The sequence below is a fragment of the Roseovarius sp. EL26 genome (assembly GCF_900327775.1).
In the GTDB taxonomy this organism is placed as follows: domain Bacteria; phylum Pseudomonadota; class Alphaproteobacteria; order Rhodobacterales; family Rhodobacteraceae; genus Roseovarius.
This window is the reverse complement of record NZ_OUMZ01000003.1, coordinates 115221-134466: the sequence shown is the minus strand read 5'-3', so window position 1 is coordinate 134466 and position 19246 is coordinate 115221. Positions and strand designations below refer to the sequence as shown.

Below are 19246 nucleotides of genomic sequence, written 5' to 3'. Positions count from 1 at the left end.
CCCGAGCAGAAGGAAGACATAAAATGCAAATCGAGAAACTCCAGCTCGACGATATTCGCTACAACCCCGAACACAGCGGGTTTGAGGCTTTGGTCCGTATTCACGACGACGGGGCCGTCTATTCATACCCCAGTCAGGTCAGCGCGCCACTGCATGCCGATTTCAAAATCATCGCACGCCGCCTGTCGCAAAAAGCTAAAGCCGCGCACAAGGCTCCCTCGCCCATCCTGCGCCTGCGCCGCGACCTGCGTGATCTCAGTGATGCGCCGCAATCCAGCCCAGTCATCCAACAGCTTCGTCGCCTGATTGCTGCTTGACGCCTGCGCCCCAGATCGCGACAAGGGCGCAGGTTTTGCGCAAAGGAAATACCATGTCTGATGACCGCCTGATTGTCGCCCTTGATGTCCCCAACGCTCTTGCTGGCCTGCAACTGGCCCAGCAACTTGGCGATGACGTCTCGTTCTACAAGATCGGGCTGGGCATGTTGACCGGTGGCGGGATGGCCTTGGCAAATGAGCTCAAGCAAGATCACGGCAAACGTATCTTTATGGATATGAAACTGTTCGACATCGGCGCAACGATTGAAAACGCCGTGCGGGGTCTCGCACAGTTCGATCTCGATTTCCTGACGGTCCACGGTGATCCGCACGTGGTGCGCGCCGCCAAAGAAGGCGCCTCAGGCAAAGATCTGAAAATTCTCGCCGTCACCATTCTGACCTCGCTTGATCGCGCGGATCTGGATGCCGGGTTGATCAAAGCCGGCGACATTCCTGATCTGGTGGCCGAGCGCGCTGGTAAAGCGTTTGAGGCCGGGGCCGATGGTGTCATCGCTTCTCCGCAAGAGGCCACAATGATCCGCGCCCTGCCAGAATCTGCAGGCCGCCTTATCGTCACCCCCGGCGTGCGCCCCACCGGTGCCGCACTGGGCGATCAAAAACGCGTCGCCACACCGGCACAGGCGATCAAAGATGGTGCAGATCACATCGTGGTTGGCCGCCCAATCTGGGCATCAGCAAATCCAAGCGCTTCCGCACAGGCCATTCTGTCTGAGTTGCAGGGCTAACCGAATCGGTTTTTCTTGCACGCCGAATCACTGTGATCTAGAATCAGCTTATGGCTGTCTGCATTCTTTATCGTCGTACCCGCGCCCGTCGCCCGCGTTATTACCGGGTCGAAATCGCCTATAACCTCTTTGAAGAAATCTCAGTCCTGCGCGAATGGGGCATCGCAGGCGGCAAAGGCCGCTCAATGATCAGTATCTATGGCAACCTTCGCGAGGCCTCGGTGATGGCGGACAAATACCGTCACCGCGCCCAAAAACGCGGCTACAGCCGCACAGATCTGCTGGCCGCAACGGGCTGAACTTCTCTATTTTAAGAAAACCGTGACACCCACCCGAGGAGAAGGCCAAAGGCCGCCGACGAGACAAAAAAGTACGCGCCCGAAGGCGCGCACCTTTGAATCAGTTCTGCCTGATCCGCTTACTCCGCAGCGATCTGGCCTTCGATGGCCTCAACCCGCACAGCAGCGAATTTAAACTCGGGGATCTTGCCATATGGGTCAATCGCCGGGTTAGTCAGCACGTTGGCAGCCGCCTCAACATAGGCAAACGGCACAAACACCATATCTTCGGCAATCGCACGGTCGGCTCGCGCCATGATCTCGATTGATCCGCGACGGGTGCTCAGACGGATCATGTCGCCCGGCTCTACGCCCATGTTGCGCAGGGTTTTCGGATTCAATGAACAGTTCGCCTCTGGCTCGACCGCATCCAGAACTTTCGACCGGCGGGTCATTGACCCCGTGTGCCAATGCTCGAGCTGACGGCCAGTGGTCATGATCATCGGGAATTCGGCATCGGGCGCCTCATCCGGTGCAATCACAGCTGCCGGGGTAAACCGCGCACGCCCCTCTGAGCGTGGGAAGCCGTCACCAAACACAATCGCCTGACCTGGATCTGTCTCCGACAGCGACGGATAGGTGATCGTCTCGGTCTTAAGGCGTTCCCAAGTAATGTTGTTGAGGCTCTTCATATTGAGCTTCATCTCGTCAAACACCTGTCTTACATCGGTGTAATCCCAGTTCAGGCCAATACGTTGCGCCAGCTCGGTGGTGATTTTCCAATCTTCACGCGCCTCACCCGGGGGCGGTACAGCCGGGCGAACCCGTTGCACCTGACGGTTGGTATTGGACACAGTACCGTTCTTTTCATAAAGCGCCGAGGCGGGCAGAATGATATCGGCATAGTTCGCCGTCTCGGTCAGGAAGATATCCTGCACCACCATCAGATCCAGTTTGGCAAAGGCGTCGCGCGCGTGTTCCACATCCGGATCAGACATAGCCGGGTTTTCACCCTGAATATACATGCCCTTGATGTTGCCTGCGTAAATCTCATCAACGATCTCGGTCACAGTCAGACCTTTTTCATTGCTGAAATCATCACTTTCCCAGACATCGGTGAACGCCTGACGAATGCCATCATCGGTCACGGTCTGATAATCGGGCAGGAACATCGGGATCAGGCCAGCATCAGACGCACCCTGTACGTTGTTCTGGCCGCGCAGCGGATGCAGACCCGCGCCCGGCTTACCCACGTTACCCGTCATCAGCGCAAGGCTGATCAGACAACGCGAATTGTCCGTGCCGTGAATATGCTGGGAAATACCCATACCCCAGAAAATCAGACCCGCTTCGGCACCGGCAAAGATACGTGCGACGCGACGCAGCTGATCTGGCGAAATGCCGCAAATTTCAGACATTGCTTCAGGGGTGAAGTTCTTCAGATGCTCTTTCTCAGCCGCCCAGTTCTCGGTCCAGCGGTGGATATACTGGCTGTCATACAGCTCCTCTTCGACAATCACGTTCATGATCGCGTTCAGCATCGACACATCCGCACCGGGGCGGAATTGTACCATTTCAGTTGCAAAGCGGCGCAGGCCCACGCCACGCGGATCCATCACGATCAGCTTGCCACCGCGCTTGGTGAATTGCTTGAAATATGTCGCCGCAACCGGGTGGTTTTCGATCGGGTTTGACCCGATCACAATCGCCACGTCCGCGTTTTCGATCTCGTTAAAGGTCGCGGTCACAGCGCCCGAACCAACGTTTTCGATCAACGCCGCAACAGATGACGCGTGGCACAGACGGGTACAGTGGTCGACGTTATTATGCTTAAAGCCCTGGCGGATGAACTTCTGGAACAGATACGCCTCTTCGTTGGTGCATTTGGCCGAACCAAAGCCCGCAACGCGGCGCGGATCATCCTCGCGCAATTTCATCAGACCATTTGCGGCCAGATCCATCGCTTCTTCCCACGTCGCTTCGCGGAAATGCGTATCCAGATTTCCCGGATCAACGTTCAGACCCTTCGCTGGCGCGTCTTCGCGACGGATCAATGGCTTAGTCAAACGGTGCGGGTGGTGGATATAATCAAAGCCAAAGCGACCTTTGACGCACAGGCGGCCCTCGTTCGCCGGGCCATTGATGCCCTCAACGTATTTCACCTTGCCGTCTTTGACTTTCAGCGAAACCTTACAACCCACACCACAGAACGGGCAAACGCTTTCGGTTTCCGAATCGAAGTCAGCGCGGTCTCCAACTTGGTTTTCATCAACAACAGTCGATGGCATCAGCGCACCGGTTGGGCAGGCTTGCACACATTCACCACACGCCACACAGGTTGACGCGCCCATCGGATCAGCAAAGTCAAAGGTCGGGTAGGCATCGTGCCCACGCCCGGCCATGCCGATCACATCGTTGACCTGAACTTCGCGGCAGGCGCGCACGCACAACCCACATTGAATACATGCATCAAGGTTCACACTCATCGCAACGTGACTGTCATCCAACAGCGGAATGCGGCCCTCTTCCAACTTGGGAAAGCGGCTCTCGGACACACCGTTCAGTTCTGCCATATCCCAAAGGTGGCTGGATTTATCGTGTGATTGTTCTTTTTCTGGCTGGTCTGCCAGCAGCATTTCCACAACCATCTTGCGCGCGCTTTCGGCACGGGCAGAATCTGTGGTGACGACCATGCCTTCAGCCGGTTCACGAATGCACGAGGCAACCAATGTGCGTTCACCCTGCACTTCAACCATACAGGCACGACAGTTGCCATCGGGGCGATAGCCCGGTGCCGGTTTATGGCATAGGTGCGGGATAACCAGCCCACGACCGTTGGCCACTTCCCAGATTGTCTGGCCTTTTTCTGCCTCGACGTCCTTGCCGTCTAGGGTGAATCGGATTGTCTCAGACATTGCGCGCCTCCTTGGTTGCGGTAACACATAGATCACGCGAGCCCCGTTTGATGACCGGTAATCCCGACATAACCGCGTTTTTTTGCGCCATTTGTGACCAACTAGTTTCGGATAGTGAACATAATTTACGGTCCGCCCCAATCACAAGAGACGATTGCGTGATTTTTGCAGAAAAATGCACTGAACTTTCTGATCAAAAAGCGATTTTGCGCCCTTTTATCGCTGGACCGTCAGCGCTAACCTGCACCAAACGAAGTTCATATCCCAATTAAAGTGAGAGAGCGCGCAGTGACCGAGATTATTTTGGTACGGCACGGACAGGCCAACAGTCATGCCACGGATGAGAAAAGCTATGACCAACTCTCCGAGCTGGGCCACCAACAAGCCAATTGGTTGGGCAAGCATATGACCGCCACAAATCCACACTTTGATCAGGTGATCACCGGCACTTTGCACCGGCAGGTCGATACCGCCCGCTCGATGGGGTATGAGATTTCAAAACAAGACGCCCGTCTGAATGAGTTGAACTACTTCGCCATCGCAAAGGCGCTCGAGCAGCAGCACAAGATCCCGGCCCCGCAATCGCCACAGGAATACGCGCATCACCTGCCCGTGCTCATTTCCCACTGGGCACAGGATCAACTGACCGACATTCCAGAGATGTTCAGCGGTTTTGAGGCACGGATCACCGGGGTGATTAATGAGCTGTGCGGCCAAGGTGGGCGGCACCTGCTGGTCACATCCGGTGGCGTCATCGGCGTTGTTGTGCGGCACGTACTGGGCCTCGCACCGGACATGGCCTCCAAGGTCATGCTGCAAGTCATGAACAGCTCCGTCCATCGATTGCATTTCATCCACGATCAGCTCTTATTAGCAGGCTTCAACGCGACGCCGCACCTTGACGCGCCTGATCGCACCCACGCCCGGACGTTTATCTAAAGGATCTCAACCATGAAACTCTACGCCATGCCCGGCACCATCGCAGTGGCCTCTGCCATCGCCTTGAAAGAGGCGGGAATTAATTTCGACCTGCAGATTGTGGATTTCACCAAGGGCGAACAAACCGGCGGTGCCTATAGTAAGGTCAACGCCAAAGGCCGCGTTCCTGCCTTGGAAACGCCCGACGGCATCCTGACCGAAACCGGGGCCATTCTGGAATATATCGCCGCCGTCATACCGCAGGCCAGCCTCACACCTGACAGTATGTTTGAGACCGCGAAGATGCGTGAAGTAATGAATTATCTCGCCAGCACCATGCATGTTGCCCATGCCCATAAACTGCGCGGTTCCCGCTGGGCCACACAGCAAAACTCCTTTGACGACATGCGCTCCAAGGTGCCCGAAACCATGGGTGACTGCTGCACCTATCTCGAATCACATGCCACCTTTGCGCCCTATGTGATGGGCCAAAATTACAGCCTTGCAGATCCGTGGCTTTATGCGATTTGTTGCTGGCTTGAAGGGGACGATGTGGATGTCACTAAGTTTCCAAAAATTCAGGCCTTTATGGCCGCAATGAACGAACGCCCGGCCGTTCAGGCCGTCAAAGACTTGGGACTGATACCATGACACACCTCTGGGTGCGCGCTGAGCAGCGCGAAAATGAAGAACGCGTCGGCCTAACGCCCGACGGGGCCGCATCCCTGATCAAAGCAGGCATAAAAGTCAGCATTGAAAAAAGCCCCACTCGCGCGATTCCCATCGACGGCTATATCGATGCAGGTTGTGAAATCGTGGCCGAGAACAGCTGGCCCAGCGCACCAAAAGACGCAATCATCTTCGGCCTCAAAGAATTGCCCGAGGATGGCACACCGCTGCCACACCGCCACATCATGTTCGGCCACGCCTTTAAGGGGCAGCACTCTGGCAAGGCCCTGCTAGATCGGTTCAAGGCTGGCGGCGGCACGCTCTATGATCTGGAATATCTGGTGGCCGAGGACGGCCGCCGCGTTGCCGCCTTTGGCTATTGGGCCGGCTACGCTGGTGCGGCCGTCACGCTCAAGGCTTGGACCGCGCAAAAGCAAGGCGGCATTTGCCCCGCCGTTTCGACCTATAAAAACAAAGATGCCCTCCTGGCCGATCTGGCCAACGACCTCCACGCAACAGATGCAGGCACCCCAACCGCCATCGTGATCGGCGCGCTTGGCCGTGTCGGCACTGGTGCCGCAGACCTGTGTCAGGCGATGGGCATCGCGGTCACCAAATGGGACATGGCAGAAACGTCAACAGGCGGCCCGTTCCCCGAGATCCTGCAGCATAATCTATTCTTCAACTGCATCCTTGCCCGCCCGGGGACACCAGTGTTTGTACCGCAATCCGCCCTGACCGCAGATCGCATATTGACCGCGATCGGCGATGTCGCCTGCGACCCGGACAGCGATTACAACCCGGTGCCGGTCTATACCCGCGCCACCGACTGGAACGCGCCCGTAGTCCGCGCACATGACACACCACCACTGGACGTGATGGCCATCGACAACCTGCCCTCGCTTCTGCCCCGCGAATCTTCTGAGGATTACGCAGCACAACTCTTGCCCTCGCTACGAACCCTCACCGACCTGACATCAGGCGTCTGGGCCCGGGCCGAGGCCACCTTCAACACCCACACGAAAGGGATCTGAGACATGACAATTCATTGGTGCGGCACCGGCCTTTCGGCCATTCCGGGATTGCGACGCCTGATCGAGGCCGGTCATGACATCACCGTCTGGAACCGGACAACCGCCAAGGCAGAGGAAGCGGTTGGCGATCTGACCGACAAGATCAAAGCCTTTGAGTTCGACGCCATCTCGGCCGATGTGAACGAGGGCGATCTCGTGGTCTCCATGCTGCCCGGTGACTGGCACGTGCCACTGGCCGAAATGTGCATCAACAAGGGCGCGCATTTTGTCTCCTCCTCCTATATCGCGCCTGAAATGCGCGAGCTGCACGCCAAGGCGCTGGTACGTGGTGTATCTGTGGTGAATGAGATTGGCCTTGATCCCGGCATCGACCACCTGATGGCGCACCAACTGGTGGCCGATTACCGTCAGTCAGACGCATATGACGCTGGCAATGACCTCAGCTTCAAATCCTACTGCGGTGGCATCCCGAAACACCCCAACCCGTTCCGCTACAAATTCAGCTGGTCGCCTCTGGGCGTTCTCAAGGCGCTGCGCTCCCCGTCCCGCTCAATCAAACACTTTACAGAGCTGAACGTCGCCCGCCCATGGGATGCGATCTCAACCTATGACGCGCCGCTGGCCACCCCCGAAAGCTTTGAGGTTTACCCAAACCGCGATTCCTTGCCCTTCATGGAAGACTACCAGTTCGACACCAACTGGCGGGTCAAGGAATTCGTCCGCGGCACGTTGCGCCTGAACGGCTGGGCCGACGCATGGAAAGACGTCTTTGCCGAGGTCGAAACGCTGGAAGGCCCCGAAGGCGACGCCCGCCTGAAAGAGATGTCCGATACCTTCTGGGCTGAAAACTCCTATGACGAAGGTGAACCGGATCGTGTGGTCATGTGTGTAGACCTCAAGGCCGAGAAAGACGGCGCGCCCGTCTGGCACAAAACCTATGTCATGGACGCCTGGGGTGACGAACGCGGCACGGCAATGGCCCGTCTCGTATCAATCCCTCTGTCCCTCGCGATTGAATCCGTCCTCAACCGCGAAATCCCCGCCGGCGTCAGCCCCGCCCCCCACGACCCCAAACTGGTCGCGCGCTATCTGGGCGAGGTTAACACGCTGGCGCAACACCTGATGGTCGTGGATCATTTGGCATGAGAAATATGAGGGTGGACAGAAATGCCCGCCCAGTAACATTCTCGCTTAAATTCTAGAGGAAAAATCTTTATAAATTAAAGTGATAAAATGAAAGAACTATCAAGAAACTTAAAATCACTAGGCATCAAATGTGTAGTTTAAACCTCCGTGCCGCAGACAGATGTATTTATTGTGGTGTTGAAAGTTCGCACCTATCGACAGAGCATGTCATCCCACATTCTCTAGCAGGCAGAATTAAACTACCAAGAGCTTCCTGTAGTAATTGCCAAACCATTATTAATAACGAAATTGAGGAACCATTTGTCACAAAGATCGTAGCAATTCATAGGGCTAAATTCGGCATAAAATCTCGCTCAATAGCAAAGCCAAAGTTTTTACCAATTGAAGTTGAACTGTCTGATGGGCATGCAAAGAAAATCCATTTAGCAGAAACAGATGTACCCAAAAGTTACTTGATCCCCTTTTTCATTCCGCCACCATTTTTAAAACTCAAGCCAAACACACAAACCCCAGTTACTGTTAAGCTCCCAGGCCAATCTGAATCCGCAAAGTTACTTGATATTGTTAAGCGCAAGTACTGTCCCAACGCCAACACAGTAAGAGTGGAGTATCCATTCAATGTTGAACAGTTTTTAAGATTACTGAGTAAAATTTCTGTGGGCCTCTTTTTCGACGCGTCACCACAATCAGCAATTGCTGCTCAAGTAGGGCAAAGTGTCCTTAATAATCCTGACAGGATTACAGATGCAGAAAAGCTCTATTATGAGGGCTTTTATAGCATGCCTTATGTCAAAAGGAGTAACGAAGAGCCTATCAGTTTCGCTATCGCGTTCGAGCAATGTGAGAACGGTAAGAGATGGCTTTATACGGAAATTAATCTTCTAACGAATATGTATGGGACGACTTATTATATGCGGATACCTTCAAAGATTACTGGTCCGCTAATTCGAGTAGAATACATCAAGTCTCGAAAACAAACCTTTACAGACCTTGTTTGTGATATTGCTTAGATCGGAAGTCTTAAAAAGCCGGGACAGTACGAACGGGCCATTCGCCATTTGTTTTCACAACAGCATTCTCCCCCCTACCCAAGCCGTGCATCGCCAACGCGCGCAAGGGCGATCGCCGTAGGGTGGGCAATTTCTGCCCACCATTCCGACGCATCACAACTTTCCGATTTGTGTACATAACCCGCGTACAGGCTGTACAACCTGTACGCATTTTGTCAGCCGCCGCGCACCAATTCATCCTCGTCCTGCACCACCGAAATCCCCAGCTCATCCAAACCATTTTCAAGATGGTCTGACAGATGCGGTGTGCCCAGAAGGTAATCCGCCGTTGGGGTTGTCGCCTCTTCGCGGGCAGTGGCTTTGGCTTCTTCCAGCTCATCGCGCATGAAACTGTCGCGCCCGATCCACATCACGGCGACAAGACTGACTTGCTCTTCCACCGTCAGGCGCTCAATGAATGCGCGCAACTCTCGTTCAGCCCGGTCAAGTTCCCGGGACATAAGGATAATTTGCGCGATTTTGTGGGTGCTGATTCCAATCATCTCAGCCTCCTCCTTTGACAGCTTACCACAAATTGGTCTGTAAATCAGGGGCAGTCTTTGATCTGACGCAAATCAGCAAAAACCAGTATCAGCGGCGATCAAACCGGTTTGCATCAAATGGCGAAAGATCAATGTTGGGTTTGCGCCCGCTGATCATGTCGGCAATCAAACGGCCGGTCTTGGGCCCAGCAGTCAACCCAATGTGCTGATGCCCAAACCCTGCGTAAACCCCTGTTTTCCCTATCTCTCCGATCAACGGCAGACTGTCTGGTGTGGACGGACGGTACCCAACCCACTCCTCTGCCGCGTCATATTCGAGATTGGGAAAATCCTTAGCGATCTGCTTGCGGATCAGCTCCAACGGCGCGCGTGATGCACCACGCTCATGCGTGCCCAACTCAACCGTGCCCGCACAACGCAGGCCCGTGGCCATCGGGGTCACTCCAAACTTGCCCTTACCCAAAATCATCGGACAACGCGGTGTTTGCGAAGGGTTTTTCAGGTGCAGATGGTGACCCCGTTCGGTTTCAAGCATCACCTTGAAGCCCAGCTTTTTCATCAGTGCCTTGGACCAAATACCCGAAGTCAGAACCGCCTGATCACAAGGAAAGCTGCCCTGATCCGTCTCAACCGATACAATCCTTCCATCGCTTAGAGTAAAATCCTTGGCCTCGGCTTGCATCACCTGCCCACCTTCATTGCGCAATATATCCGCCAGCGCGTGCATGTATCCGCCAGGATCAAGGATGTGCCCCTGTGTCTTGAGCCGCGCGAGGCATTTAACCGAGGGCCCAAGCATCGGATCGAATTCCTGCACTGCCGCACCTTCTATCATCTCTGGGACAAACCCGGCCTCACGCCGGATACTCCAGCCAAAGCTGTCTTTGTCAAAGTCCTTGCGCGAGGCGTAGGCATAGGCAAAGTCACTGCTGGTGATCATCTCTTGCGCCTGCGTGCCGTGGGTCAATGCGCGATGCTGATCGCCTCCATCTGCGATGATATCAATCAGGGCCTGCGCCGTGAATCGCGCATCTTTTGCATTGGCGCGCTTAACAAATTGCCACAGCCACGGGGTCAGCCTAGGCACTTGATCCCATTGCATAAACAAAGGTGATGATGGATCGGTGAGGTATTTGATGCTGTCCTTGATCAACCCCGGTGTATTGACTGGAATAAATGCCCACTGCGCCATCAATCCCGCATTACCATAGGAGGCACCGGCCCCTGGCCCCTCGCGGTCAATCAGGGTTACCTGATGCCCCGACCGTTGCAACCAGATCGCCGAACTGAGGCCGCAGATACCTGCGCCGATAACAATAATTTTCAAGGACGTGCTCATTGCCGTCATCCTACTTTTGCATGACTTTGCGCCAGCTAAGGGCTTTGCTCCTCAAACAGCAAGCGAAGATTTGAACTGGTCTTAAGATCCTTCCATTTCAGACAAACGCATGTCGGGTTTGGCAGGTCCGCAGGGGAACGACGTCGGTATCACGATCAAAACCATTCACAGCGAGACATGCCATGGACATCATCAAGCTTTCGGCCACTGATCTGGCAGGCAGACTTCAGAGCAGACAGTTGAGCGCGCAAGAGGCATTGTCAGCCTATCAGGCGCAAGTGGATAAGGTTGAAAGCGATGTGAATGCCTTTGTCACGCTCGATTGGCAGGCCGCCTATGATCGCGCGAACGAACTGGACAGGATGGCCCGCCCTGTCGGGCCGCTGCATGGCCTGCCGATTGCGATCAAGGATGTGTTTGAAACCAAAGGTTTGCGCACCACATGGGGGTCACGAAGTTACGAACACCACATCCCAGACTATGACGCCCTGCACGTCGCCCGCCTGCGCGCGGCTGGTGCGGTCATCATCGGTAAATCCAACACGCCAGAGTTTGCCTTTTCCGGACAGACCACCAATTTGGTCTCCGGCACCACACGCAATCCGCATGATCTGAATAAAACCGTTGCCGGCAGCTCGGGCGGAGCGGCGGCAGCATTGGCCGCGAACATGGTTGCCTTGGCAGATGGATCCGATCTGGGCGGGTCGCTCCGCAGCCCGGCGGCATGGTGCGGTGTCGTTGGATTCAGACCAAGTTCGGGCTTAGTGCCTTATCATCCCAACCCGGTCCCTTTCGACGGGCTGAGCATTCCCGGTCCGATGGCCAGAAGCGTCAAAGACCTCGCTATGATGCTTGAGGTCATGCAGGGAAATTCCCAGACACAAGCGCTTGGATTTTGGAAAGACCTTCCCTCAGTCGGGCTCCTCAATATGCCTTTTCCCACTGGGAGGCTCGCCATTAACCTCAACCCCTTTGGGACACAAACAGACCCATCCATATGCACCGCGCTTGATCCGATCACGGCTTTATGCCGTGATTTAGGATGGCAGGTTGAGGATACCGCACCAACGCTCGAGCCATTCACACCCTTTGTCCCAATGGTTAGAACACTGTCGGCGCTTGGGTTAAAATCAGTATTTCATCCGGATATGGCCTTGGCTGCCGAGAATTTCGTCACGGCTTGCCAACAGGGAGCCGAATTTAATCTGACTGATTACGCCACCTATCAGGCGGTACGCGGAAACGTCTGGCAGGACGTTGTGGCGTTTTTTGAGCGATATGACTTTGCGATCTGGCCAACAACAACAGGATTGGCGTTTGATGCGGATGCAAGAGATCACGAAATTGATGAGGACTGGCGCACTGTTACGCTGACACCTATTCTGGAGCTACCTTCGATTTCCATTCCGTTTGGCACCTCTTCAGATGGCATGCCGGTTGGGCTGCATATCACTGGACCAAAGGGATCTGATGCGCGTTTGCTGCAGTTTGCCCATCAGATCGAGCAGGCAAAGCATTAAAAACCGCACAAACAAAAAACCCCGCTGAACAGCGGGGCTTTTTAGTATCTAGCTGAAAGCGTTCTTAGCCTTGACGGGCTTTGAACTTCGGCTGTGTTTTGTTGATCACGTAGACGCGGCCTTTGCGGCGCACGACACGGCAATCACGGTGCCGGTTCTTCAAAGAACGAAGCGAGTTTTTGACCTTCATGGTCCTCTCCTCATTTGTCGCGGCGCGGGCCAGCGCCTGGGTTACGGGTGCCACACGTTGATGTGCGGCAGTGAATTCATGGTGGGCGATACAAGGATCGAACTTGTGACCCCTTCGATGTCAACGAAGTGCTCTACCGCTGAGCTAATCGCCCATGAATACCTTAACGAGACATGCCCCAATAAATTGGGGCGCGGAATCCCGCGCCGGTGTGCTGGGTCTATAAAAGGAGTCGGAGGAGGGATCAAGGGCTTTTAGAACGACAAATTCAGTCTATGATAATATTTAGCAGGAGAACACATGCCAAAGGCCGCGTATCATCTGAGTTACCCTGAACGGCGCACAACATCTGTTGTGTTTGCCTCACCTCATAGTGGCCGTGATTACCCTTGGACATTTCTGCGCCGGACGCAATTGAACGAATACTCTGTGCGCAGCTCAGAGGACGCCTTTGTCGATGAGCTTTTCGAATGTGCCACCAAATATGGCGCCCCGTTTGTAAAGGCGGGGGCACCACGTGCCTTTGTCGACCTCAATCGTGCCCCAGATGAATTGGATCCTGCACTGATCGAAGGTGTGAGGGCCATTGGACATAATCCGCGCGTGGCCTCAGGCCTTGGTGTGGTGCCGCGTGTTGTTGCTAACGGGAAAGCAATTTACCGCGGAAAAATCAGCATGTCAGATGCCCAGAAGAGAATCGATGGCTACTGGCACCCCTATCACGAAATCCTTAAGGGGCAATTGGATCAGGCCTTTTTGATGTTTGGCGAGGCGATTTTGATTGATTGCCATTCAATGCCACACGAAGCCATGGATGCATTGGCCCGTTCTGGCATACGCCGACCAGAAATCGTGTTGGGCGATCGGTTCGGTACCACCGCCAGCGATGAAATTGTCAGTCAGGTCGAAGCCGCCTTTATCGAAGCCGGACTGGTTGTCACGCGCAATGTTCCTTTCGCAGGGGCTTACATCACGCAGGCTTACGGACAACCTTCAAAAGGTCACCACGCATTACAAATCGAGATTGACCGCTCTCTCTATATGAATGAGCGCCTGATTCGACCCAATGGCAACTTTCAGGCATTCAAACACATGTTAGAAAACATCGTGGCCGAGATTGCTGATATCGGCCAGCCAGGCGAAAGCACACTAGCTGCTGAGTAGGATCAGCGCAAAGCGCGGCCCTTCTTGATCGAATCACGCCCGAACTTTTGTCTGATCTTATCTGTCGCCCGCTCAGCATCTGCGCGCAGACTCGCTTGCGGATCAAGCAAATCAGCAGAAGGATCTGCCTCACTCTCGGGACACAGCTCAGAAAGACCGACACCAATCAGCCGGTATGCTGTATCGTTTTCGGTCTGATCCAATAGATTTCGAGCATTCTGGTAAATCTTGTCCGCCATCTGCGTGGCGTGGCGCAGGGCAATACGTCGGCTGATCTGCGAATGATCCGCACGCTTGAGCTTGAGTGTCACCACCCGACCTGCGATGGATTTAGCCTTTATTCGATCCGCAACTTTTTCTGACAACCGCCAGATATGACCATCAAGGATATCAGCGTTTGCTGTGTCTTCAGAAAAGGTGGTTTCGCTGGAAATAGACTTCATCGGCCCGTCAGAAGATACCCTGCGACGGTCCTGCCCCCGAGCCAGATACCACAGGCGGTCACCCATACTGCCAAATCGGGCGATCAGATCTTTATGCTCCCACCGCAGCAAGTCGTTGAAAGTACTGATACCCGCTGCATTCAACGACGCGACGCCGACCCGTCCAACCCCCCAGATCAGGCTGACGGATTTGTCTTTGAGGAAGGCTGGCGTCTCGGCCTTTCCGATCACAGAAAATCCATGCGGTTTATCAAGATCTGAGGCCACTTTCGCCAAAAACTTGTTATGACTCAAGCCGATAGACCCTGTCAGGCCCAATTCACTTCGCATGCGGCGGATGAGGTGGGCGAGCATCACAGCAGGCGGTGCGCCGTGCAGGCGGGCGGTGCCGGTGAGGTCGATGAAGGCCTCATCCAGAGAAAGCGGTTCGATCGCCGGAGAAAGCTCTTCCATCATCGCGCGAATTTGGCGCGAGGCTTCGCTATAGGCCTCCATCCGGGGGGGAAGCACCACCGCCTCGGGGCACAGCTTGAGCGCCTTGAACATCGGCATGGCCGAGCGTACACCACGAATTCTGGCGATATAACAAGCCGTTGACACAACCCCGCGACGCCCACCACCAATGATCACTGGCTTGTCTGCTAGCGCAGGATTGTCGCGCTTTTCAACACTGGCATAAAACGCATCGCAATCCATATGGGCAATGCTGAGATCAAACAGCTCTTCATGTGTCACGATTCTGGGGCTGCCACAGACGGGGCACCGCCGGGCAGTTTCAAACGTTTCCAGACAATCACGACAGAGCGACGGCATAAGATCCAAACGTCCAATTTGCGTACAGGTTGTACAGGATGTACGCGCATTATGTACACAAATCGATATCGAAACACGCAGGTCGTTCCTGCCCTTTTCAAAGGCATCCCCATCCCGCTCAAGCAGCGGAAACTATGCCCTCCCATCTGCCGAACGGTCGGGTTTTCAAATCTTAACCTCTGGTTTGGATAGGGGTTGATCAATCGCTCAATCAACAAATGACATCAAAGCGCAGATCGCGCGCGTTGTAAAATCAAAGATGTTTCTCGAAAGCAGACATTGGAATTCTTCGAGATGAAAGGCCGCTTTGGACCCAATCGAATGGGCTATTGCACCGCAGTGAATGTCTTCGTTGTAGCAACACAAGTATCAGACCGCGGCGTTGCCAAATCATAAAATGGTCTGGAACCCACCCAGAAGTAAGACCGGTGGCGCCCAAAACTCCACCGGTCAGGCCAATGTCAGACCCTCACATTGTCCTTTGCCAAGGCATTATAGATCATACCGCCAAGGAGTGCACCGATTACCCAGTTAAAACCAGAGAGGACGGAGAACCATGGAACCCAAACCGTCGCGACAGAGAAGATTGCTGCCGCACCGAATGCCTTGACCGCAGCGCTGTTCCAGCCATTTTCATAGTGATAAATGCCACCTTCCATGTTGTAGAGGTCAGCTTCGCTTAATTGTTCTTTGCGATGCGCGTAATAGTCAACGATCATGATACCAAAGATGGGTGCGAGTACCGCGCCGAGCGTGTTCACAAAACCGCCGATCCCGACTTGGCTGATAAAGCTGACCCACAAACCGCCGATTACTAAGGCAAACAGTGATGTGATCATACCTGCTTTACGGAAGCTAATTTTCTCAGGTGCCAGATTGGCGATACCGTTTACCGCAGGGATGAAGTTTGCCACTAGGTTGATGCCAACTGTTGCGGCGAAGAATGTGATCGCTGCAATGACGCCGAGCAGGACGCTGTCTGTGCGCTCGACAATCTCGGTCGGGTTGATGATCTCTTCACCAAAGACCACAGCCGCGCCACCCGTTGTCAAAAGTGCCAGTGCCGAGAACAGGATCATATTGAACGGTAAGCCCGCAAGGTTGCCCATAACCATGGTCCGTTTATCTTTGGCATAGCGTGAGAAGTCGCTGAAGTTGATCATTACAGCAGCGAAATAGGCCACCATAGTGCCTACGATCGCGACAAATCCTTTTAGTTCAGTCCATACGGTGCCTTCGGGATTGGCAAAGATCGTAGCTGTGGCTGAAAGGAGTTGGCCGTCTGACCGCTGCCATAGGACGATAACAAGACCGATCATAACCAAATAGACGAAGGGACCTGCGATGTTCAGAAAGGTCTCGACCCAGTTCATACCACGCCAGAAGATGACAATGTGAAAGCCCCAGACGACAAGAAAGGAGATCCAATCGATGCTCGTCAGGCCGAGAATTTCTTCTCCGCCACTTGCACCTGTGATTGAACGGATCAAAAGGGCAACGGCCGTTGATGCAAAATAGACCTGAACACCGTACCAAAACACCGCCACAATCGCGCGAAGAATAGCAGGGAGTTTTGCGCCTTGAGTTCCAAGACTTGCGCGGGCGAAGACCGGATAGGGGATACCATATTTTTCACCGGCGGCGCCTGACAAGTTGACCATCCACATAACAAAAAGCCCTGCCGTGATCAAAGCGGCAAAAGCCGTCCATCCACCAACGCCAAATGAAATGAACAGAGATGCCACAAGGGAATACCCGAAGAGTGACTGCACGTCGTTTGCCCAGATATTGAAGATGGCGAACCATCCCCAGGTTTTTTCGTCGGCACCGGCTGGATTAAGTGTATTTCCTTCCGGGTCCATCGTTCCGCCATGCGCGACGTTCACGTCGTCAATTGAAGCCATTTTTTCCTCCCTGTGCCCGTTAGTCGGGCGGAAATCCCATTCCCTGCTAATTCTTGCACGCAATTGAACTTGTAACTAACATTTTAGTAGATATATTAATCAATATACTATTAGTAATTTTAATAAGCACTTTACGGTTTCAGTTGATAATAACACGAACGGAGTAGCAATGAGCCAACCAACCGAAAGTATACTATCAGCGGAAAAAGCCCAACATGCGCTTTGGTCCGCGCTTCAATCTGGAGAATTGCGGGACGGTCAGTTCTTATCAATGTCACAACTTGTTGGTATCCTTGAATGTCCGATTGCGGCCGTCCGCGAAGCGGTGAAGCAGGCCAGTGCACTGGGTTTGGTATCCACATTGCCGAAACGCGGTGTGCAAGTGATGGAAGCGCGCCCTGAAACCATTCGGAACTGTCTAGATTTTAGGAAGGTGTTAGATCAAGAAGGCGCGCGACGGCGCATCGCTGGCAATGCGTTTTCGGAATTGAATGCTCTGCGAGTGCAGCACGACGAGATGCGACTCGCCGCCCAAAATAATTCTGCCCGGAACCTTCCGCCGAAGGCTATTGAAGTTGACCTGTCACTGCACAATTACTTGGCTGAGGGTCTCAATAACTCGCAACTTATGGCCACTTATAATGCCAACCGGATACGTATGGCGATCATCCAGAATGCACGTCCGTTTTTGCAAGATAGGATCGTTTCCGCCATGGAGGAACATCTTGCAATCATCGATGCCATTGAAAACTGCAACGTTGGCATCGTGGTCGATGCGATCCAATACCACTATGAGCAGACACTGCGTTGGTGGGGCATTAATTGAGATTCATTTGCGCTTAGTCGGCCACTTTTGCAAAGCAAATGAGCCAGAAATGGTTCGCAGAAATTTAATGGAGAAATTGGGAGAGCTGACCGTCATGACTAAACTCTATACGGTAGCTTTGTCCGCAATTCGCCAATTCGACTAGTGCTGACTGAAAGTCCAATACAGGCTGAAACTGAACACCGAAGCCACCCCCTAGAGGTGGAAGTGGCTACAGTGAGTTTCATGTTCGACAGCAATACTGAATAGGACAATGCTCTCAATAGAGGGCCGCACTCATTCTGCTCCGACAGAGGCAATCGGCGCGCCGAGCAGGTCCCAATCGGGGGTGACACCAAGTCCGGGCCGATCTGAGACAGACATGAAGCCATCCTTGATAACCGGGCCACCCTCGGCGATGGCGTGGGTGTGGTATTCGTGGAAGGTGGAGGATTGAAAGTGCAGATCGCGCGGGGTGGCATGGGCCAGGTGGGCGATTGCAGCATCGCCGATTTCGCCGCACCAAGTGTCTTCGATCGTCATGATGATGCCGAGGCTGGCGCAAACATCGCGGATCACGCGGGATTTGGTGAGCCCACCCATGCGGCTGATCTTGAGGTTGATCGCATCCATCGCGCGTTCGCGGTGGCCACGCAGCACCATTTGCAGGCTATCCATACATTCGTCCAAAATCATCGGCTGGCGGGCGTGTTCACGCACAACACGGCATTCCTCATAGGTTTCGCAGGGTTGTTCGAGATAGAAGCTGAGGTCTGCCACAGCCGAAGCGACGCGCACCGCATCATGTTGGCGCCAGCCGCAGTTCGCGTCAGCGCCCAGCCGGTTGCCCTCCCACAGCTTGTCGACAACTTTGTGGATCCGAACGATATCGACATCGGCGTTTTCGCCAACTTTCATCTGAAACTGATTGAACCCCTGCTCTTGATAGGCGGTGATGCGTTCGGCCATGGCCTCAGGATCAGCCCGCGACACCACTTTGAACAGGCGCACTTCATCCTGCACACGCCCACCCAGAAGATCACACACCGGGCGGCCTGCGACCTTGCCCAGAATATCATAGCAGGCGACATCAATTGCGGACTTCACATAGGGGTGCCCTTTGAGCAGTTGGTCCATCAGCAGGTTAATCGCGCCAATATTGGTTGGATCTTTGCCAATCAGGCCGGGGGCCATTGTCACGATCCCGGTGCGCGCGCCTTCGGCATAGGCTGGCAGATAGGCTGGGCCCAAGGGACAAATCTCCCCTACTCCGGTCACGCCTTCGTCGGTCTTGATTTCGACAATGGTGCTATCAAAGGCAGCAAAGCTTTGGTTGGCCCAAGCATAGGCACCTTCCTTCATGGGAAGGCTGACCTGATACAGATTGATGCGTTCGATTTTCACTGGTGAACCCTCTTTTTGCCTTGAGATGCCGCTTCACCAATCCATGCATGCTTCGCCAAACAAAGAAACCCCCTCAATCGTCTTGAGGG

18 protein-coding genes and 1 tRNA gene are annotated in these 19246 nt (G+C 54.2%); 11 read left to right on the top strand and 8 right to left on the bottom strand.

From position 1 onward, the window contains the following. The first annotated feature begins 23 nt into the window (after nt 1-23). The 3 genes from D9A02_RS01600 to D9A02_RS01590 are packed head-to-tail and all read left to right on the top strand — an operon-like array spanning nt 24 to nt 1362. Nucleotides 24-317 carry a hypothetical protein gene (locus tag D9A02_RS01600; RefSeq protein WP_120499233.1) on the top strand — a complete coding sequence of 98 codons (294 nt, stop codon included), beginning with the start codon at nt 24-26 and terminating at the stop codon, nt 315-317. Nucleotides 318-370: 53 nt separating this feature from the next. Further along, complete coding sequence (pyrF, locus tag D9A02_RS01595) at nt 371-1063, top strand: orotidine-5'-phosphate decarboxylase (protein WP_120499232.1); 693 nt, start codon at nt 371-373, stop codon at nt 1061-1063. A gap of 50 nt (nt 1064-1113) precedes the next feature. Further along, the gene (locus tag D9A02_RS01590) at nt 1114-1362 is read left to right on the top strand and encodes a WGR domain-containing protein (RefSeq protein WP_120499231.1); all 249 of its coding nucleotides are present in this window, start codon (nt 1114-1116) and stop codon (nt 1360-1362) included. Nucleotides 1363-1481: 119 nt separating this feature from the next. Here the strand turns inward: D9A02_RS01590 and fdhF are convergent, their stop codons facing one another. Beyond that, entirely contained in the window at nt 1482-4256 is a 2775-nt protein-coding gene (gene fdhF, locus D9A02_RS01585) for a formate dehydrogenase subunit alpha (RefSeq protein WP_120499230.1), read from the bottom strand. Between the two features lie 288 nt (nt 4257-4544). Here fdhF and D9A02_RS01575 point away from each other — a divergent pair, with 288 nt between their 5' ends. The 5 genes from D9A02_RS01575 to D9A02_RS01555 all read left to right on the top strand — a co-directional run bounded on the left by D9A02_RS01575 (nt 4545) and on the right by D9A02_RS01555 (nt 9033). Continuing rightward, the gene (locus D9A02_RS01575) at nt 4545-5195 is read left to right on the top strand and encodes a histidine phosphatase family protein (protein WP_120499228.1); all 651 of its coding nucleotides are present in this window, start codon (nt 4545-4547) and stop codon (nt 5193-5195) included. 12 nt (nt 5196-5207) lie between these two features. Then, nucleotides 5208-5825, top strand: coding sequence for a glutathione S-transferase family protein (locus D9A02_RS01570; protein ID WP_120499227.1), 618 nt, complete (start codon nt 5208-5210; stop codon nt 5823-5825). Beyond that, complete coding sequence (locus tag D9A02_RS01565; RefSeq protein WP_120499226.1) at nt 5822-6877, top strand: saccharopine dehydrogenase; 1056 nt, start codon at nt 5822-5824, stop codon at nt 6875-6877. The genes D9A02_RS01570 and D9A02_RS01565 overlap by 4 nt, the downstream gene beginning before the upstream one ends. A gap of 3 nt (nt 6878-6880) precedes the next feature. Beyond that, entirely contained in the window at nt 6881-8023 is a 1143-nt protein-coding gene (locus D9A02_RS01560) for a saccharopine dehydrogenase family protein (protein WP_120499225.1), read from the top strand. Nucleotides 8024-8151: 128 nt separating this feature from the next. Beyond that, nucleotides 8152-9033 carry an HNH endonuclease gene (locus tag D9A02_RS01555; RefSeq protein ID WP_120499224.1) on the top strand — a complete coding sequence of 294 codons (882 nt, stop codon included), beginning with the start codon at nt 8152-8154 and terminating at the stop codon, nt 9031-9033. A gap of 215 nt (nt 9034-9248) precedes the next feature. On the opposite strand, the gene D9A02_RS01550 is transcribed toward D9A02_RS01555, so the two are convergent. Next, a complete protein-coding gene (locus tag D9A02_RS01550) occupies nt 9249-9575 on the bottom strand; it encodes a DUF3775 domain-containing protein (RefSeq protein ID WP_120499223.1) in 327 nt (108 codons plus the stop codon). Between the two features lie 88 nt (nt 9576-9663). Beyond that, nucleotides 9664-10914, bottom strand: coding sequence for an FAD-binding oxidoreductase (locus tag D9A02_RS01545; protein WP_120499253.1), 1251 nt, complete (start codon nt 10912-10914; stop codon nt 9664-9666). Nucleotides 10915-11096: 182 nt separating this feature from the next. On the opposite strand from D9A02_RS01545, the gene D9A02_RS01540 reads away from it, so the two are divergent. After that, nucleotides 11097-12434, top strand: a complete 1338-nt coding sequence (locus tag D9A02_RS01540; protein WP_120499222.1) for an amidase — start codon at nt 11097-11099, stop codon at nt 12432-12434. A 64-nt stretch (nt 12435-12498) separates the two neighbouring features. Here the strand turns inward: D9A02_RS01540 and ykgO are convergent, their stop codons facing one another. Together ykgO and D9A02_RS01530 are read right to left on the bottom strand one after the other, a co-directional pair. Then, nucleotides 12499-12624, bottom strand: coding sequence for a type B 50S ribosomal protein L36 (gene ykgO / locus D9A02_RS01535; protein ID WP_085807663.1), 126 nt, complete (start codon nt 12622-12624; stop codon nt 12499-12501). 79 nt (nt 12625-12703) lie between these two features. Continuing rightward, nucleotides 12704-12778: transfer RNA gene (locus D9A02_RS01530), tRNA-Val, on the bottom strand. 146 nt (nt 12779-12924) lie between these two features. Between D9A02_RS01530 and D9A02_RS01525 the strand changes: the two genes are divergently transcribed. Next, nucleotides 12925-13788, top strand: a complete 864-nt coding sequence (locus D9A02_RS01525; protein ID WP_120499221.1) for an N-formylglutamate amidohydrolase — start codon at nt 12925-12927, stop codon at nt 13786-13788. Nucleotides 13789-13790: 2 nt separating this feature from the next. On the opposite strand, the gene D9A02_RS01520 is transcribed toward D9A02_RS01525, so the two are convergent. Both D9A02_RS01520 and D9A02_RS01515 read right to left on the bottom strand, forming a co-directional pair. After that, nucleotides 13791-15044 carry a DNA polymerase IV gene (locus tag D9A02_RS01520; protein ID WP_120499220.1) on the bottom strand — a complete coding sequence of 418 codons (1254 nt, stop codon included), beginning with the start codon at nt 15042-15044 and terminating at the stop codon, nt 13791-13793. Nucleotides 15045-15505: 461 nt separating this feature from the next. After that, nucleotides 15506-16948: an NCS1 family nucleobase:cation symporter-1 gene (locus D9A02_RS01515; protein ID WP_120499219.1), complete on the bottom strand. Its 1443-nt coding sequence runs from the start codon at nt 16946-16948 to the stop codon at nt 15506-15508. 169 nt (nt 16949-17117) lie between these two features. On the opposite strand from D9A02_RS01515, the gene D9A02_RS01510 reads away from it, so the two are divergent. Then, nucleotides 17118-17774: a GntR family transcriptional regulator gene (locus D9A02_RS01510; RefSeq protein WP_120499218.1), complete on the top strand. Its 657-nt coding sequence runs from the start codon at nt 17118-17120 to the stop codon at nt 17772-17774. Nucleotides 17775-18050: 276 nt separating this feature from the next. On the opposite strand, the gene D9A02_RS01505 is transcribed toward D9A02_RS01510, so the two are convergent. Further along, nucleotides 18051-19157 (bottom strand): cis-3-hydroxy-L-proline dehydratase, encoded by a 1107-nt coding sequence (locus tag D9A02_RS01505; protein WP_120499217.1) that lies wholly within the window; start codon nt 19155-19157, stop codon nt 18051-18053. Nucleotides 19158-19246: the final 89 nt, after the last annotated feature.

Bases quoted from the DNA above. Each gene is read 5' to 3' on its own strand.
- D9A02_RS01600 (WP_120499233.1), top strand. From the start codon at position 24: ATGCAAATCGAGAAACTCCAGCTCGACGATATTCGCTACAACCCCGAA.
- pyrF (WP_120499232.1), top strand. From the start codon at position 371: ATGTCTGATGACCGCCTGATTGTCGCCCTTGATGTCCCCAACGCTCTT.
- D9A02_RS01590 (WP_120499231.1), top strand. From the start codon at position 1,114: ATGGCTGTCTGCATTCTTTATCGTCGTACCCGCGCCCGTCGCCCGCGT.
- fdhF (WP_120499230.1), bottom strand. From the start codon at position 4,256: ATGTCTGAGACAATCCGATTCACCCTAGACGGCAAGGACGTCGAGGCA.
- D9A02_RS01570 (WP_120499227.1), top strand. From the start codon at position 5,208: ATGAAACTCTACGCCATGCCCGGCACCATCGCAGTGGCCTCTGCCATC.
- D9A02_RS01565 (WP_120499226.1), top strand. From the start codon at position 5,822: ATGACACACCTCTGGGTGCGCGCTGAGCAGCGCGAAAATGAAGAACGC.
- D9A02_RS01560 (WP_120499225.1), top strand. From the start codon at position 6,881: ATGACAATTCATTGGTGCGGCACCGGCCTTTCGGCCATTCCGGGATTG.
- D9A02_RS01555 (WP_120499224.1), top strand. From the start codon at position 8,152: ATGTGTAGTTTAAACCTCCGTGCCGCAGACAGATGTATTTATTGTGGT.
- D9A02_RS01550 (WP_120499223.1), bottom strand. From the start codon at position 9,575: ATGATTGGAATCAGCACCCACAAAATCGCGCAAATTATCCTTATGTCC.
- D9A02_RS01545 (WP_120499253.1), bottom strand. From the start codon at position 10,914: ATGAGCACGTCCTTGAAAATTATTGTTATCGGCGCAGGTATCTGCGGC.
- D9A02_RS01540 (WP_120499222.1), top strand. From the start codon at position 11,097: ATGGACATCATCAAGCTTTCGGCCACTGATCTGGCAGGCAGACTTCAG.
- ykgO (WP_085807663.1), bottom strand. From the start codon at position 12,624: ATGAAGGTCAAAAACTCGCTTCGTTCTTTGAAGAACCGGCACCGTGAT.
- D9A02_RS01525 (WP_120499221.1), top strand. From the start codon at position 12,925: ATGCCAAAGGCCGCGTATCATCTGAGTTACCCTGAACGGCGCACAACA.
- D9A02_RS01520 (WP_120499220.1), bottom strand. From the start codon at position 15,044: ATGCCGTCGCTCTGTCGTGATTGTCTGGAAACGTTTGAAACTGCCCGG.
- D9A02_RS01515 (WP_120499219.1), bottom strand. From the start codon at position 16,948: ATGGCTTCAATTGACGACGTGAACGTCGCGCATGGCGGAACGATGGAC.
- D9A02_RS01510 (WP_120499218.1), top strand. From the start codon at position 17,118: ATGAGCCAACCAACCGAAAGTATACTATCAGCGGAAAAAGCCCAACAT.